This is a genomic window from Burkholderia sp. B21-005, assembly GCF_020843965.1.
Lineage (GTDB): Bacteria > Pseudomonadota > Gammaproteobacteria > Burkholderiales > Burkholderiaceae > Burkholderia > Burkholderia ambifaria.
Genome location: NZ_CP086303.1, coordinates 753,980 through 769,514 on the forward strand (window position 1 = coordinate 753,980; position 15,535 = coordinate 769,514).

The 15,535-nt window shown below is 64.2% G+C and carries 15 protein-coding genes; 7 read left to right on the forward strand and 8 right to left on the reverse strand.

Annotation, left to right across the window (positions count from 1 at the left end; translation table 11 throughout):
* Positions 1-50: 50 nt before the first annotated feature.
* Complete coding sequence (locus LMA02_RS33895; RefSeq protein ID WP_228910246.1) at positions 51-1,091, reverse strand: lipase family protein; 1,041 nt, start codon at positions 1,089-1,091, stop codon at positions 51-53.
* Between the two features lie 390 nt (positions 1,092-1,481).
* Here LMA02_RS33895 and LMA02_RS33900 point away from each other — a divergent pair, with 390 nt between their 5' ends.
* The 3 genes from LMA02_RS33900 (at position 1,482) to LMA02_RS33910 (ending at position 3,789) form a co-directional block, all read left to right on the forward strand.
* Positions 1,482-2,228: an SDR family oxidoreductase gene (locus tag LMA02_RS33900; RefSeq protein ID WP_228910247.1), complete on the forward strand. Its 747-nt coding sequence runs from the start codon at positions 1,482-1,484 to the stop codon at positions 2,226-2,228.
* Between the two features lie 102 nt (positions 2,229-2,330).
* The gene (locus tag LMA02_RS33905; protein ID WP_228910248.1) at positions 2,331-3,185 is read left to right on the forward strand and encodes a DJ-1/PfpI family protein; all 855 of its coding nucleotides are present in this window, start codon (positions 2,331-2,333) and stop codon (positions 3,183-3,185) included.
* Between the two features lie 121 nt (positions 3,186-3,306).
* Entirely contained in the window at positions 3,307-3,789 is a 483-nt protein-coding gene (locus LMA02_RS33910; RefSeq protein ID WP_228910249.1) for a YybH family protein, read from the forward strand.
* Positions 3,790-3,855: 66 nt separating this feature from the next.
* Here LMA02_RS33910 and LMA02_RS33915 read toward each other — a convergent pair whose 3' ends face one another.
* Positions 3,856-4,803: a GlxA family transcriptional regulator gene (locus tag LMA02_RS33915; protein ID WP_228910250.1), complete on the reverse strand. Its 948-nt coding sequence runs from the start codon at positions 4,801-4,803 to the stop codon at positions 3,856-3,858.
* Positions 4,804-4,862: 59 nt separating this feature from the next.
* Complete coding sequence (locus tag LMA02_RS33920) at positions 4,863-5,261, reverse strand: RidA family protein (RefSeq protein WP_166724516.1); 399 nt, start codon at positions 5,259-5,261, stop codon at positions 4,863-4,865.
* A 126-nt stretch (positions 5,262-5,387) separates the two neighbouring features.
* Here LMA02_RS33920 and LMA02_RS33925 point away from each other — a divergent pair, with 126 nt between their 5' ends.
* On the forward strand, positions 5,388-6,305 hold the full coding sequence (locus tag LMA02_RS33925) for a LysR family transcriptional regulator (protein ID WP_228910251.1): 918 nt from the start codon (positions 5,388-5,390) through the stop codon (positions 6,303-6,305).
* A gap of 65 nt (positions 6,306-6,370) precedes the next feature.
* Here the strand turns inward: LMA02_RS33925 and LMA02_RS33930 are convergent, their stop codons facing one another.
* From LMA02_RS33930 to gltP, 5 genes are all read right to left on the reverse strand, one after another.
* Positions 6,371-7,246, reverse strand: a complete 876-nt coding sequence (locus LMA02_RS33930; RefSeq protein WP_228910252.1) for an HpcH/HpaI aldolase/citrate lyase family protein — start codon at positions 7,244-7,246, stop codon at positions 6,371-6,373.
* Positions 7,236-8,195 carry an electron transfer flavoprotein subunit alpha/FixB family protein gene (locus tag LMA02_RS33935; RefSeq protein ID WP_228910253.1) on the reverse strand — a complete coding sequence of 320 codons (960 nt, stop codon included), beginning with the start codon at positions 8,193-8,195 and terminating at the stop codon, positions 7,236-7,238. The genes LMA02_RS33930 and LMA02_RS33935 overlap by 11 nt, the downstream gene beginning before the upstream one ends.
* A 16-nt stretch (positions 8,196-8,211) precedes the next feature.
* On the reverse strand, positions 8,212-8,961 hold the full coding sequence (locus tag LMA02_RS33940) for an electron transfer flavoprotein subunit beta/FixA family protein (RefSeq protein ID WP_228910254.1): 750 nt from the start codon (positions 8,959-8,961) through the stop codon (positions 8,212-8,214).
* 175 nt (positions 8,962-9,136) lie between these two features.
* Positions 9,137-10,414 (reverse strand): aminotransferase class V-fold PLP-dependent enzyme, encoded by a 1,278-nt coding sequence (locus tag LMA02_RS33945; protein WP_228910255.1) that lies wholly within the window; start codon positions 10,412-10,414, stop codon positions 9,137-9,139.
* Positions 10,415-10,467: 53 nt separating this feature from the next.
* Complete coding sequence (gene gltP, locus LMA02_RS33950) at positions 10,468-11,796, reverse strand: glutamate/aspartate:proton symporter GltP (RefSeq protein ID WP_006762250.1); 1,329 nt, start codon at positions 11,794-11,796, stop codon at positions 10,468-10,470.
* A gap of 176 nt (positions 11,797-11,972) precedes the next feature.
* Between gltP and LMA02_RS33955 the strand changes: the two genes are divergently transcribed.
* From LMA02_RS33955 to LMA02_RS33965, 3 genes are all read left to right on the forward strand, one after another.
* Positions 11,973-12,890 carry a LysR family transcriptional regulator gene (locus LMA02_RS33955; protein ID WP_228910256.1) on the forward strand — a complete coding sequence of 306 codons (918 nt, stop codon included), beginning with the start codon at positions 11,973-11,975 and terminating at the stop codon, positions 12,888-12,890.
* A 311-nt stretch (positions 12,891-13,201) separates the two neighbouring features.
* Complete coding sequence (locus LMA02_RS33960) at positions 13,202-14,509, forward strand: dicarboxylate/amino acid:cation symporter (protein ID WP_175734489.1); 1,308 nt, start codon at positions 13,202-13,204, stop codon at positions 14,507-14,509.
* Positions 14,510-14,522: 13 nt separating this feature from the next.
* Positions 14,523-15,464, forward strand: coding sequence for an amino acid ABC transporter substrate-binding protein (locus LMA02_RS33965; RefSeq protein WP_228910257.1), 942 nt, complete (start codon positions 14,523-14,525; stop codon positions 15,462-15,464).
* Positions 15,465-15,535 lie beyond the last annotated feature (71 nt).

The following is a 15,535-nucleotide window of genomic DNA, read 5'->3' on the forward strand; positions in this document are numbered from 1 at the left end:
GGTTTTCTCACTGCGTGCCAGTGTTCTTATGGGTTTTGCTTCGTGCTGCTTCACACGGGCGTTTTACCGACCTTGGGGTTGACCTGTGGCAGCGGGGGGAGATCAATGTCGCTGCGGGCCATACCCAGGCAGGCAATGTATCCGTCGATATGCTGAAAGCCAACCTGCGCCTGGAAATCCAGAATGGCTACATTGACGTCCGCCTTCAGCTGATACTCCATCGCCGTCGCCACGGGCCCTGATGGTTCGGACGTTCCCCATTGGGTGTACTTCAGCGACTTTGTCGCAATGCTGACCATATCGACAGCAATTTTCACGTTGTCAGGGGTGTCATGGTAGGGAACGTCGCTGTAGACGTGTTTCACCTTCTGGAGGCTGTCCGCATTCCATGCCATCGGCACGATATCCCGCGTCGTGAATATGCGTACCGCATTGCCTCGCATCTGCTCGTCGAAATAGCCGGCGAACACATCGTTGCCTGCTGTCGGCGCGGCAAACGTCTGGCAGTGGTACGTCAGAGACTGCAAGCCGCTCTGATTCTTCAGGTACAACACGATCCCGGATGCCAGCGCGCCTCCGAGGCTGTGCCCGACAACGTTGACTACCGATGACGGTGGCACGGTTCTCAGGAATTCGACGAGCGTCAGATGACTTTCATCAGGCGTCTTCAGTACCTGGTACAACGCTCCGTTCGTACCCGCCGATATGCGTGCGTCCGACGGGCAGTTCGGCACATACGCGCTGAACGGCTCGAGGGTGTCATAGGAAAAATCGCTCAGAACATCAAGCGGGGACGCGAAATTGGTGCCGCTCGTCACCACTGTATATTCGCCGGTACCGGCCAATTGCAAGACGACGGTGACATTGGCAGCTTCGCCATTCGGATCCGATACGATCGCCGGCCCCCAGGCAATTTCGAACCGATCGTTCCGGGTCATCTTCGATCCGTTCAGGCGATCCACGATGATCTTTTTGACCTGCGACGCAGTGGGATGCTTGAGTTCCCTCCCGACTCCGTCGACTGCTGCGTTGTTAAGAACATAGGCCAACGTGAGATTGGCCTGCATTTGCTCGAGTCTGCTGGATGTCATGGTTCGCCTCGTCGTTGCGCTGCGGAAGGGGGTCATTGCGAACAAGCCGATCACCCCCTGTTGCGCCGCAGCGGATCGGAATGGGGCTTGATTGCACGGAACGCAAGCGGGGCAGGCTCGCAATGAGCACGCAAATCATCGCGCGCGCGGTACGGCGGAACAACCTGTCGAGATTGGCAGGTACCGTCGGCCTGTCACGGCCGCGCGGGGCGACTCGTGCTTCCGGCCGACGTGCGGCTTGAATGGCGCTTTTTGAGGGTTATACGACCTTTGCGCCATTTGTCTCACATTCCATACTTCACATCGAAGATCACGCCGGGAAAGGCGCACGACCGCGAGTGCGTTTCGAGCGTTCGCCCGGATCAATCACGATATGGAAAGGAATGGAAGATGAGGCTCAAGAACAAGTCCGCGTTGATCACGGGCGGAACCAGCGGCATCGGTCTTGCAACCGCGAAGCTGTTCATTGCGGAAGGCGCGCGAGTAGCGGTTACGGGTCGCGACGATTCCGTATTTGAGCGGGTGAAGGCCGAGCTTGGCGAGCACGCGCTCGTTCTCAAGGGCGACGTGCGTTCGCTCCAGGACATGCGAGCGATTGCCGCCGACGTAAACGAACAATTCGGCGGCCTGGATGTCGTGTTCGCCAACGCCGGCTGGGCTTATCCGTCCGCGGTCGCCGACATCAACGACAAACTCTATGACGAGATCATGGACGTCAACGTCAAGGGCGTGGTGTTCACGCTTCAAGCGGCGCTGCCGTACTTGCGAGAAGGTTCCTCAGTGATCCTCAACACATCGTTCGTTGCGCAGACCGGCAAGCACGGCATCTCGTTGACCGCCGCGGCGAAGGCCGCCGTGCGTTCGCTTGCGCGCAGCTGGTCCTACGAGTTTCTCGACCGGAAAATCCGCTTCAACGCGATCGCGCCCGGCGTGATGAACACGCCGTTGATCACCAAGTGGGGCATGTCCGACGAATGGGTTAACGATCGTCGGGCCGAGTTCGCCGCGACGATTCCGGTGGGCCACTTGGGCAAGGCCGAGGACATTGCCTATGCGGCGCTCTATCTCGCCAGCGACGAGTCCTCCTACGTCGTCGGCACCGAGCTGGTCGTCGATGGCGGTGCGTCGCAGCTTTAAGCCTGCGGTTCACGTCCGCCACGCGGTTCGTCGTGGCGGTTATTCAATCCGGCCCAGCCCGGTGGCACTCGCCGAGCGGCCGAAGTGCAAGGAGAAATCATCTTGACCGACAGTAGCGATAACAATGCTTTCGTAAAGCCACTCACCCGAGCAGGTCGCTCGCGCCGCGATGTGCTCAAGCTTGGAAGCGCCGCCACGCTCGGCGCCGTGCTGGGCGGCAGCGCGTTGCTCGGGCACGCCACACCGGTTAGCGCCCAAGCAAGCAGCGAGGGGTTACTTGCCCCGACCGCCCCGCTCAACATTTTGATCGTCAATTACGACGGCGGTACGCTGCTCGACTTCGCCGGCCCCAGCGAGATTTTCCACCGGCTACCCAATACGAACGTTCGCTACGCGAGCCTCGATGGAGGCAACGTGACGCTCGAATTCGGCGTCGTGTATGGCAACACCGAACGACTGGCCGATATCGAGCAGACCGACGTGATCCTCGTCCCCGGCGGGTCCGATCTGACGGCGCCGATGCGCCCGGCGTATCAGGCGCAGATCCGGCGTCTGGCGCAAAGCGCCAAGCACGTCACGTCGGTATGCAATGGATCGCTCGTGCTCGCCGCGACCGGCGTGCTCAACGGCAAGCGAAGCGCCTGCCATTGGGCCTTCGTCAACAAGCTGTCCGAATACGGCGCCATTCCCGTTCCCGAGCGCTTCGTCGAAGACGACAACGGCCGGTTCATGAGCGGTGGCGGCGTGACGGCGGGCATCGACTTCGCACTTCGCGTGGCGGCGAAACTGCGCGGTCGACAGGCCGCCGAATTCACGCAGCTCGCGATCGAATATGACCCCGCGCCGCCGTTCCACTCCGGTCATCCGAGGGACGCACGGCCGGAAGTCATCGCGATGGTCGACAAGAAACTGCCCGGCGCATCTAGGGGGCTCGCACGGATCCCCGGCGTTCGCTGAAACGCTCGTCTGCAACAGGTGCAGGCCGCCGCCGGCCTCGATGAAGGCCGCGGCCACCTGCCCGCTCCACCGGCCCATTTGGCGCCGTCCTTTCTATTCACGCCCGTTCGGGAATCACACGATGCAACAGATCCGTCTTTGTACCGCTGCGCTGGCAGCCTGCGTCTCCTTTTTCGCATTCACGGCGCCGGCCACGGCCGGTGGCGCGCAACGTCCGCCCGAAGCGGCCATCAAGGCCGAAAACGCCCGATGGGCGAATGCTTTTGCGCGAGGGGACTATGAGGCGATCGGCCGCCTCTACACCGACGACGGCACGCTCCTGCCGCCCGGAGGCGACAAAGTCACCGGGGGCCGCGCGATCGCCGAGTACTTAACCAAGGGCTATGCCGGAACGAAACCGGGCACCGTATCGTTCAGCCATTACGAGTTCTACGGTGACGACCGGATGGTGACGGAGGTGTCGGATGCGGAGGTGCGCGACCACGATGGAAAGCTCCAGATCCGCGGCAAGCAGATCCTCGTGTTTGTGAAGCAGGCCGGCGAGTGGAAGCTGCATCGCGACATGTGGAACGACTACCCTCCGGTCAAAACCGCCGACCATTGAGCGGCCGGCGAAATCGCCCGTCAGACGGGCGTTGACCACGCAGCGCGCCGATCAGCCGGCGGTCGATCAGCGCGCGCCGTTCGATCTGCTCTCGCGTCGAATCGCTTGCGGTGGATGCCCGTGCAGTTTGATGAAGGCCCGTCGCATCCGCTCCGGATCGGTGAACCCGACCGCCAACGCGATCTGTTCGATCGGTTCGCTGCCGCTCTGCAGGCGCAGCCTCGCGGCTTCGACGCGCAAACGCTCGACTGCCTTGGCGGGCGTTTCTCCTGTTTCCCGGCGAAAGGCGCGGCCGAACTGTCGCAAACTCAATCTTGCGGCTTCGGCAAGCCGTTCGACCGGCAATGCTTCAGCCAGATGCTCCCTGGCAAAATTCAGCGCGATGCGGATGCGATCCGATTCCGGTTCCATCTGCGACATGGCGGAGAATTGCGACTGCCCTCCCGGCCGACGATACGGAACGACCAACAGCCTGGAGACCGCGCGCGCGGTCTCCGCGCTCATGTCTCTTTCAATCATGCCGAGCGCCAGGTCTATTCCGGAGGCGATGCCCGCCGACGTCCAGACGCGCCCGTCCACCACGTAGATGCTGTCGCCGTCGACCCGGGTGCGAGGAAAGCGCGCCTGCAATAACGCGGCGTACCGCCAGTGCGTCGCGGCTCTCAAGCCATCCAGCAAGCCCGTTTCCGCGAGCAGAAACGCGCCCGTACACACGCTCGCCACCCGCGATGCCTTGGCGGCCAATTTTCTGGCGGCGGCGATATTTTCCGATGTCTGCATCGGCTCGATATCGCCGCCCACGAAAACGACGGTGTCGAACGTGCGCCTTCCGCTCGGCTTCGTGTCGATCGACAGGCCCGTATTGCCATGAACCGGGCCGCCGGATTGCGAGATGACATGAAGATCGTAGGGCGTATGGCCCGCGGCCGTGGCCACCTGATTGAAGGCCGCCAGTGGGCCGCCCAGATCAAGCGCATCGTAGCCACGGCAAACGAAGAATCCGATTCGATGCATGACAAGCGGTTACCGAAAACTCAAGAAAGGCCAATTTTACCGGGAACCCTCGAATTGCGTCATTCGGCAACCGGAAGCTTCGCCACGACCTTGATCTCGAAGTCGAAGCCGTAAAGCCAGGTCACGCCGACCGCGGTGAGCGCCGGATGCGGCGCGTCGCCCCAGAACTCCGGCACGACCTGCCAGACGCGCTCGAAGGTCGATTGCGGATCGACCATGAACACCGTGACGTCGACCACATCGTCGAACGTGCAGCCGGCCGCGTGCAGGATCGCATTCAGGTTTCGAAAGGCGAGCCGCACCTGTTCCTGCAGATCCGGCTCGGGCGTCCCGTCCTCACGACTGCCCACCTGACCGGAGACGAACAGCAACCCGCCCGCCCGTACGGCCGGAGAGTACCGGTTGCGCTCGTACAGCGCCCGACGTCCCGGCGCAAACACCACATCGCGCTTGCCCACCTTCACCTCCATGGATCACTGGTTTCGATCGGCCCACTGTACCGACCGACACCCGCGCGATAAACGACCATCCCTGTCCATGACCGTTTGTAAAATGCAAACAATTCAAATGCGAGGCACACACTCATGGATCGCTTCGATGCGATGCGCGCTTTCGTCCGGGTCGTCGAGGCGGGCAGCTTCACGAAGGCCGCCGAGACGCTGCATATGAGCAAGACCACGGTCACGCAGCTGGTCCAGCAGCTCGAGGCGCGCTTGCGGGTCCGGCTGCTGAACCGGACGACGCGCAGGATCAACGTCACGCCGGACGGCATCGCGTACTACGAGCGCGTGACCCGGCTGCTCGCCGATATGGACGACGCCGAAACGAGCCTGTCGAGCGCAGCGGCGGTGCCACGAGGGCGCCTGCGCGTGGACGTGCCAAGCCCGTTCGCGCGCCTGATCCTGATCCCCGCGCTGCCGGCATTCCTCGCCCGCTATCCGGACATTCAGCTCGACATGGGCGTGAGCGACCGCACCGTCGACATCATCGGCGAGAACGTGGATTGCGTCGTGCGCGGCGGCGAGCCGAACGATCAGTCGATGGTCGCCCGGCGCGTGGCGGACCTGTCGCTCGGCATCGTTGCGTCGCCCGGCTATCTCGCACTCGCAGGCACGCCTTCGCATCCGGCGGAACTCGAAAACTCGCATCACCGCATCGTCGGGTTCTCGTGGGGACGCGCGGGCAAACTCTATCCGCTCGTCATGCATCGCCACGGCGAGACCGTCGCGGTGCAAGGCCGTTACGCGCTCGCCGTCGATGACGGCAATGCCTATCTCGCGGCCGGCGTGGCAGGCCTCGGCATCATGTGGCTGCCGCACTATATGGCGAAAGCGCATCTGGAACGCGGCGAACTCGTCACGCTGTTCGAAGACTGGCAACTCGATCCGATGCCGCTATACATCGCGTATCCGCCGAACCGCCACGTCAGCGCCAAACTGCGTGCGTTCATCGACTGGGTCGTCGAGCTGATGAACGGCCCTGCTCCCGTGGAGCCGCAATGAGCACGTTACGTGCGTCATGCGCGAGCCGCGCCCTTCGTCCGGGTGGCGGCGGCATCCGCGTCGGATCATGCGCGAGCCGCCCCCTCCGCTGCCGCGCCGGCGGATGAGGCCAGCTCGTCGATTCGCGTCGCACGCAGCAACACGGGCCGATCGACCATCTTCCCGTCGACCGTCACCACGCCGCCATTCGACTCGCGCATCGCATCGAGCACCTGCCGCGCCCAGCGCACCTCATCCTCGCTCGGCCGATAGCACTTGTGCACGAATGCGATCTGTTTCGGGTGAATGCACAGCTTCGCGCCGAACCCCAGTTGCTTCCCGTTGAACGCGTCACGCGCGATCCGTTCCCCGTCGTGAATGTCCGGCGTCACGCCGTCGACCGGCGACTCGATGCCGGCCACCCGCGAAATCAACGTCAGTTGCGACCGAAAGTGATTGAGCGAAACCCCATCGTCCGACATGCCCATGTCCGCGATGAAATCGAGCGTGCCGAACATCAGCCGCGCGACGTACGGCGCTTTCGCGACGTCGAGCGCGTTCCACATGCCGTGCGCGCTTTCGATCAACGGATAGATGGGTACACGCCGGCGCGCAAGCGCAACGGCCGCGCACACATCGTCCGCACACGCGGCCTTCGGCAGCACGATACCCGCCACACCCTTCAACGCGCCAAGCGCGGCGTCGGCGTCGAACCACGGCGTGTTCCGCGCATTGATCCGCACCAGCACCGGATGCTCGGGCGAAACCCACCGTGCGATCGCGTCGCGCGCCGCCGCTTTCGCGTCCGGTTCGACAGCATCTTCGAGATCGATGATGACCGCGTCGGCGCCGCTTGCGAGCGCCTTGTCGAACCGCTCCGGCTTGTTCCCCGGCACGAACAGGTATGACTGGGCAGGTGCCGAGCGTCCGACACTCGCGCGCACCGCGGCATCAGACGGCATCGACCACCTCCGGAACCAGCGCGAACAGGTCGCCGACGAGGCCGTAGTCGGCCACGCTGAAGATCGGCGCTTCCGGATCCTTGTTGATCGCGACGATCACCTTCGAATCCTTCATGCCGGCCAAGTGCTGAATTGCGCCCGAGATGCCGACCGCGATGTACAGCTGCGGTGCGACGATCTTGCCGGTCTGGCCGACCTGGTAGTCGTTCGGAACGAAGCCGGCGTCGACTGCGGCGCGCGAGGCACCGAGTGCCGCCGACAGCTTGTCGGCCAGCGGCTCCAGCACCTTCGTGTAGTTCTCGCCGCTGCCCAGACCGCGGCCGCCCGACACGATGATCTTCGCACTGGTGAGCTCCGGACGGTCCAGCTTCGTCACTTCACGGCTCACGAACTGCGACTTGCCTGCATCGGCTGCCGCTTCGATCTTCTCGACCGATGCGCTGCCGCCTTCGGCTGCTACCGGATCGAAACCCGTCGCACGCACCGTGATCACCTTGATCGGATCGCTCGACTGCACCGTCGCGATCGCGTTACCTGCGTAGATCGGGCGCTCGAACGTGTCGGCCGAATCGACCGCCGTGATGTCCGAGATCTGTGCAACGTCGAGCTTCGCGGCGATGCGCGGCGCGATGTTCTTGCCGTAGGCCGTGGCCGGCGCGAGGATGTGCGAGTAATCCTTCGCGATGTTCAGCGCGGTCGCTTCGACGTTTTCCGCCAGACCCGCTTCGAGCTGCGGCGCGTCGGCCAGCAGCACCTTCGACACGCCTGCGATCTTCGCTGCCGCGTCGGCTGCGCCTTGCGCGTTGTGGCCCGCGACCAGCACGTGAATGTCGCCGCCAATCTTCGCTGCCGCCGCCACCGTGTTCAGCGTCGCGGCCTTGATCGACGCGTTGCCCCCCAAGGGGGCTTCCTTCGGGGCGTCGCACTCTGCAATCACCAGAATCGTCATTTCTTTCCGCTCCCTCTTACAGCACCTTGGCTTCGGTCTTCAGCTTCTCGACCAGCGTCTTCACGTCCGGCACCTTCACGCCGGCCGCGCGCTTCGGCGGCTCGACCACCTTCAGCGTCTTCAGACGCGGCGCGACATCCACGCCGAGGTCTTCCGGCTTCACGGTTTCCAGCGGCTTCTTCTTCGCCTTCATGATGTTCGGCAGCGTCACGTAGCGCGGCTCGTTCAGGCGCAGGTCGGTGGTCACGACCGCCGGCAGTTGAAGCGACAGCGTTTCCGCGCCGCCGTCGACTTCACGTGCAACGGTTGCCTTGCCGTCGGCGATCGTCACCTTCGACGCGAACGTCGCTTGCGGCAGACCGGCCAGCGCGGCCAGCATCTGGCCCGTCTGGTTCGAATCGTCGTCGATTGCCTGCTTGCCGAGGATCACCAGTTGCGGCTGCTCCTTGTCGACCAGCGCCTTCAGGATCTTCGCGACGGCCAGCGGCTCGACGCTGTCATTCGACTCGACCAGGATCGCGCGATCCGCGCCAATCGCCAGCGCCGTGCGCAGCGTTTCCTGCGCTTGCGTGACACCGACCGACACCGCGATCACTTCGGTCGCCACGCCCGCTTCCTTCAGGCGCACGGCTTCTTCCACCGCGATTTCGTCGAACGGGTTCATCGACATCTTCACGTTCGCGATGTCGACGCCCGTGTTGTCCGACTTCACGCGGACCTTCACGTTGTAATCGACCACCCTCTTCACCGCCACTACGATCTTCACGCGCTGCTCCTCCATCGGGTCATTGGCCTCATCCGGTATCGCGAGCCATTACACGCGCAATCCCACATGGCGACAACTATCGATTCGCTCTGCCGGTCATAGCCCGAACCTATTGCGCGGCCCTTTTCCGGCGCCGGATGCGACACGGCCCGGAAGATCCGGGCCGTGTCGTCAATCAGCGGTTCGCCGCCAGCGCCCCGGTAATCGCCAGGAATCGCGCGATATCGTCCGGCGCATGACAATGGAGCGGTGAGATCCGCACCGCGCCGCCAAGCCGGAACGATTTCAACATCCGGCCCGAATACAGGCTCGACGCGACGCGTTCATAGACGATCACGCCGTCCTTCTCGTATTCCCGCACCGCTTGCGTCGGTTCGAGGTGCGCGAAGCCGATCCCGACGATCAGGTCGCGCTTCGTCAGGTCGTCGTGATCCCAGTAGACCTCGACGCCGTCGATCGAGCGCAACCCGCGGCGGCCGCCGCACCCGTCGAGCAACGCGGCCAGCAGCGCGCGCTCATGCAGTTCGATCCGGTGCATGCCCTCGACGAACAGCGTGCGGCGATCGTCCGAATCGACGAAATACCTGCCGATCCACGTGACGTAATCGACGATCGACGTCACGACCGCGAACTGCGCGGGCGCCGGGCTGCCCAGTTCCCAAACGCCGCGCTCCTTCGCGGCGAGCCGGTGATGCGGCAACGCGGCCGCACGCGGCGACAACCACGAAATGCCCGAGCCGCGGCACCCGAAGAACTTGTACGGCGCGAAATTGATCCCGTCGACCGGCGTACGCTGCAGGTCGATGATGCCGTGCGGCGCATGCTGGACCGCGTCGACGACGATGAACAGGCCGGGCTTCTTCTCCCGCGCACGCGCGACGATCGCCTCGATGTCGAATTTCGCGCCCGAGATATTCGACGCGAACATCACGCTGAGCAGCGCGGTATCGGCGTCGATCAGCGACACGATCGCGTCGACGTCCACGCCGCCGGTCTCCGGATTGCTCGGCGCGATGCGCAGCGTCTTGCCGGTACGTTCCGCGTAGTACGTCATCGCGTCGTAGGACGACGGATGCTCGAGAACGGTCGTCACCGCATTGGTGCCCGGCACGTTTTCCATGATCGCGCGCACCATGTCGAACATCGCGCCCGATGCCGTCAGCGACGCGTATACCGTGCCGCCCTGCGCGTTCAGGATCGTTCGAACGTCGTCCTCGCCGCGCGACTGGATCGCCTGAAGGTCGAGCGCACGCTCATGGATGCGCTCCGGGCAATCGGGCAGCGCATCGATCCGCGCATACGCGTCGACCGCGGCCTTGAGCCGGAACGATCCGCCCGCGTTATCGAAGAACAACCGCGCGCGACCGTCGAGATCGTGATCGACGTGATGAAAGCGCGCCTTGACCTGCTGCATCAATGCGTCGGGAAAAAATGCTCCATGGGTACTGCTCATCTTCGATGCTCCTGTTTGCTTCGGAATGTTGTGCGATCCAGGCATGGCGGCGTTCACCCGCGCAGCGATTCCAGGTACGCGCGGCCCTTGCCGGCGTCGTACTGGCCTTCCCATTTCGCGATGACGAGCGGCGCGAGCGCGTTGCCGACGACGTTCAGCGCGGTGCGGCCCATGTCCATGATCCGGTCGACACCGGCGATGAAGGCCAGCCCTTCGAGCGGCAGCCCGGCGCTCGCGAGCGTCGCGAGCATGATCACGAACATGAAGCCCGGCACGCCCGCGGCTCCCTTCGACGTGACGACCATGGTCAGCGTCAGCAGGATCTGCTGCTGCCAGTCGAGATGCACGCCGTAGAGCTGCGCGACGAACAGCGTGCCGATGCCGAGATAGATCGACGCGCCGTCGAGGTTGAACGTGTAGCCGGTCGGCACCACGAACGTCGTGATGCTCTTCGGCACGCCGTAGTCCTCCATCTTCTTCATCAGTTGCGGCAGCACGGTCGCCGAACTGCAGGTCGAAAACGCGATGATCAGCTCGTCCTTGATCACGCGCAGCAGCGTCAGGATGCGGAACCCGAACAGCCGCGCGGTCACGCCGAGCACGGCGATCGCAAACAGCAGGATGGCGAAGTAAGTCACCGCGACCAGCTTCAGCAACGGCAGCAGCGACCCGAATCCGAAGCTCGCGACCGTCACCGCGATCAGCGCGCACACGCCGACGGGCGCATAGCGCATCACCATGTTCGTCACCTTGAACATGGTGTCGGCAACGCCCTTGAGCATCGCGATCACCGGCTTGCGATGTTCGTCCGGCACCGATTGCAACCCGAGCCCGAACAGCAGCGAGAAGAAGATCACCGGCAGCAGGTCGCCCTTCGCCATCGACGCGACGATGTTGTCCGGGATGATGCCGAGCACCAGCGCCATCAGCCCGTGGTGCGCCTGTTGCACCTGTTGCGTCGCTTGCTGGTAGCGGGAGATGTCCGTGTGCCCGAGTTGCGACATGTCGGTGCCGACGCCCGGCTGCAGCACGTTGCCGATCACGAGCCCGAGGACGATCGCGATCGTCGTGATCACCTCGAAATAGAGGAGCGTCTTGATGCCGATGCGGCCGAGCGACTTGCCGTCGCCCACGCCGGCGATGCCGATCACCATGCTCGTGAACACGATCGGCACGACGATCATCCGCACCAGCTTGATGAAGATGTCGCCGGCCGGCTGCAGCAACCCGGACACGGCCGTGTCGCGCAATGACGGGAACCGGTTCAACACGAACCCGGTCGCGATGCCGATGACGAGCCCGATGACGATCTGCCATGCGAGGCCGATGCGCGGCTTGCGCGCCGCGTCGCCCACGGGCGGGGATTCGATGACGGTGTCCATGCTGTCTCCAAGTAAAGGGGTTCGATTGAACGCTGGCGGTGATGCGACGCGCTTTCTGGGCGAACGCACTCGGCAAGCAATGCAATGGCTGAACCTTAAACAGCCGATATATGTAAAAAAAGCGATTTTTTGGTATGTGAAAATATCGCTTTTTCTCATCTATTGAGGGCGACGCGATGCTCACGTTCAAGCAGATGGAAGCGCTGTACTGGATCGTGCAGCTCGGCTCCTTCGACGCGGCGGCCACGCGCCTCAACACGACGCAATCGGCCGTCTCGAAACGGATCCAGGAGCTCGAACGTGCGTTCGACCTGACCGTGTTCGACCGCGCGCATCGTAGCGCCCGGCTCACCGACAAGGGCGCCGAACTGTTCGACCATGCGAAGGAATTGCTCGAGCAACGCGACCGCGTCGTCGAGCGGATGAGTTCGAAGGAAGCGCTGGTGCGGCATGTCCGGATCGGCGTGACCGAACTGACCGCACTGACCTGGCTGCCGCGCCTGATCGCGGCGATCCAGGCCGCGTATCCGCGGGTGCACGTCGAGGCCGAGGTGGACCTCACCGCCACGTTGCGCGAGCGTCTGGCGGCCGACACGATCGACCTGATCGTCGTCCCGCAGATTCATGCGGCGGAATCGTTCGCGGCGACGGTGGTCGGCGAGGTCGACAATGCGTGGATGTGCGCGCCCGGGTTCATGCCGAAGCGCAAGACGGCCATTTCGTTGACGGACATCGCGCGGTTTCCGCTGATCCTGCAAGGCACGCTGTCGGGCACGGGTCACCTGTACACGCGCTTTCTGCAGGAACATGGCGTCGCGATGCAGCGCGTGCTGACGAGCAATAGCCTGATCGCGCAGATCGGCCTGACGCTGTCGGGGCTCGGTGTCAGCTATCTGCCGAAGGCGTGCGTCGCGCATCTGGTCGCGTGCGAGGCGCTGGACATCGTGCGCACGCGGCCTGCGCTGCCCCCGGTTCGCTATGTCGCGCTGCACCGGGCCGAGCGCGCGCATTCGCTGACCGCCGACATCGTTCGGCTCGCGGCGCAGGCGTGCGATTTCAGCACGAGCCTGCTGGACCCTGGCGCCCATGACTAAGGCACGACGTCCCGCCGCGGGCCATCACGCGATGCATGCCTGCATGACTCGCGCCCTCATTGGGAGGCTCCGGCATCCGCTCACGGCGATCACGGCGCGGTCAAACGGCCACCGCGCTGCGCCACACAAATCGGGCATCGGGTTGCACCGCTTCCGGGCATCGGGGCGCTACCGACGCAATCGTCGCCGGGCCATCCGTCGCGACCCGGCGCTAGCGCAAACCCCGACCCCGGTTGCACTGTTCATCGCCGTTCGTGTCCTGTATTGTCCTTCCATCCCCGGTTGCCGAACCGGTGCATGGGAGGCTCACGATGCAGAAAAAGAATGCTGCAGCCGTCTGGATCCTGATCGCGATGGTGGCGGGCATCGTGATCGGCTACATGATCTACACGAGCTTTCCCGACAAAAAAGCCACCACCGAAATCGCCGGTTACATCTCGCTCGTGTCCGACGTGTTCCTGCGCCTGATCAAGATGGTGATCGGCCCGCTCGTGTTCTCCACGCTGGTCGTCGGCATTGCGCACATGGGCGACGCGGCATCGGTCGGGCGCGTGTTCGTGAAGGCGTTCGGCTGGTTCGTCACCGCGTCGCTGATCTCGCTGCTGCTCGGCCTGTTCATGGCGAACCTGCTGCGGCCCGGCGACAACCTCGGCTTGCCGCTGCCGGACATCGGCGCCTCGGCGAACCTCGCGACCTCCAAGTTCACGCTGAAGGATTTCGTCGGCCACATGGTGCCGAAGTCGTTCGCCGAGGCGATGAGCAACAACGAGATTCTGCAGATCGTCGTGTTCTCGATGTTCTTCGGCGTGGCGCTCGCCGCGCTCGGCGAGCGCGGCAAGATCCTCGTGGCCGCGATCGACCAGCTGTCGCACGTGATGCTCAAGATCACCGGCTACGTGATGAAGCTCGCGCCGCTCGCCGTGCTGGCCGCGATGGCCGCGACCGTCGCGGTCAACGGGCTGTCGGTGTTGCTGAAGTTCGCGGTCTTCATGGGCGACTTCTACCTCAGCCTGTTCCTGCTCTGGGCGCTGCTCGTCTGTGCGGGGATGGCGTTCCTCGGGCGACGCGTGTTCAAGCTGCTGGCGCTGATCAAGGAAGCGTTCATGCTGTCGTTCGCGACCGCCAGCTCCGAAGCCGCATACCCGAAGATCCTCGATGCGCTCGACCGGTTCGGCGTGCGGCGCAAGATCTCCAGCTTCGTGATGCCGATGGGTTATTCGTTCAACCTCGACGGCTCGATGATGTACTGCACGTTCGCGTCGCTGTTCATCGCGCAGGCGTACAACGTCCACCTGTCGCTCGGCACGCAGATCACGATGCTGCTGGTGCTGATGCTCACGTCGAAGGGCATGGCCGGCGTACCGCGCGCATCGCTCGTCGTGATCGCCGCCACGCTGCACCAGTTCGGGCTGCCGGAGGCCGGGCTGCTGCTGATCCTCGGCGTCGACACGTTCCTCGACATGGGCCGCTCGGCCACCAACGCGGTGGGCAACTCGATCGCCAGCGCCGTGGTCGCGAAGTGGGAAGGCCAGCTCATGTCGGAGGCGGAAGCCGAGGCCAACCTGGCGCGCATCGAGGCGGAGCAGGAAGGCACGATCGCACATCCGGCGGACGTCTGACGGAGGCCCGGCGATGAAGATGCAGCGATTCTGGCGCGCGCTCGCGCTCGCAGGCCTGCTTGCCGCGGGCGCAACCGCGCGCGCGGACGATGCGCCGTCACCGCCGCCGCGCGTCGAGCCGCTCGCGCCGGCCCAACTGACCGGCACGCTCGCGAAGGTGCGCAGCAGCGGCACGATCGCGCTCGGCTACCGCGACGCGTCGATACCGTTCTCGTACCTGAATGCGCGCAACCAGCCGATCGGCTATTCGATCGAGCTCTGCAAGGCGCTCGTGTCGTCGATCGAGGATGCGGTCAACAAGAGCCTGACGATCCGCTGGGTGCCGGTCACGTCCGACAACCGCATCGACGCGGTGGTCAGCGGCAACGTCGATCTGGAGTGCGGCTCCACGACGAGCAACCTGGAGCGCCAGCAGCGCGTGGCGTTCTCGCCGATCATCTTCGTGGCCGGCACGAAGGTGATGGTGAAGCGAGGCTCGCCGATCCGCTCGTTCCGCGATCTCGCCGGCAAGAAGGTCGCGGTGACGGCCGGCACGACCAACGAGAAGGCGCTGCGCGACCTGGACGCACGGTTCAAGCTCGGGATCCAGTTGCAGGTGGTGCCGGATCATGCGCAGGGCTTCGCGCTCGTCGCGAGCGGCCGCGCCGATGCGTTCGCGACGGACGACGTGCTGCTGTACGGCCTGATTGCCGAGAATGCGGGCAAGGGCGGCCAGTACGACGTGGTGGGCGATTTCCTGTCATACGACCCGTACGGAATCATGTTCCGCAAGGACGATCCGCAGCTCGCGCAGGTCGTGAAGAGCACGTTCGAGGAGCTGGCCGTCGACGGCGAGATCACGCGTCAGTACAAGCGCTGGTTCCTGCGTCCGCTTCCGTCAGGCGTGAGTCTGAACCTGCCGATGAGCCAGCAACTGCAGACCATCATCGACGCGATCGGCGTCAAGAGCGATTGAGCGCGGCGGCGCGAATGACGAAATGACAACGGCCCCGGTGTCTTGCCAGACACCGGGGCCGCTCACCGCAA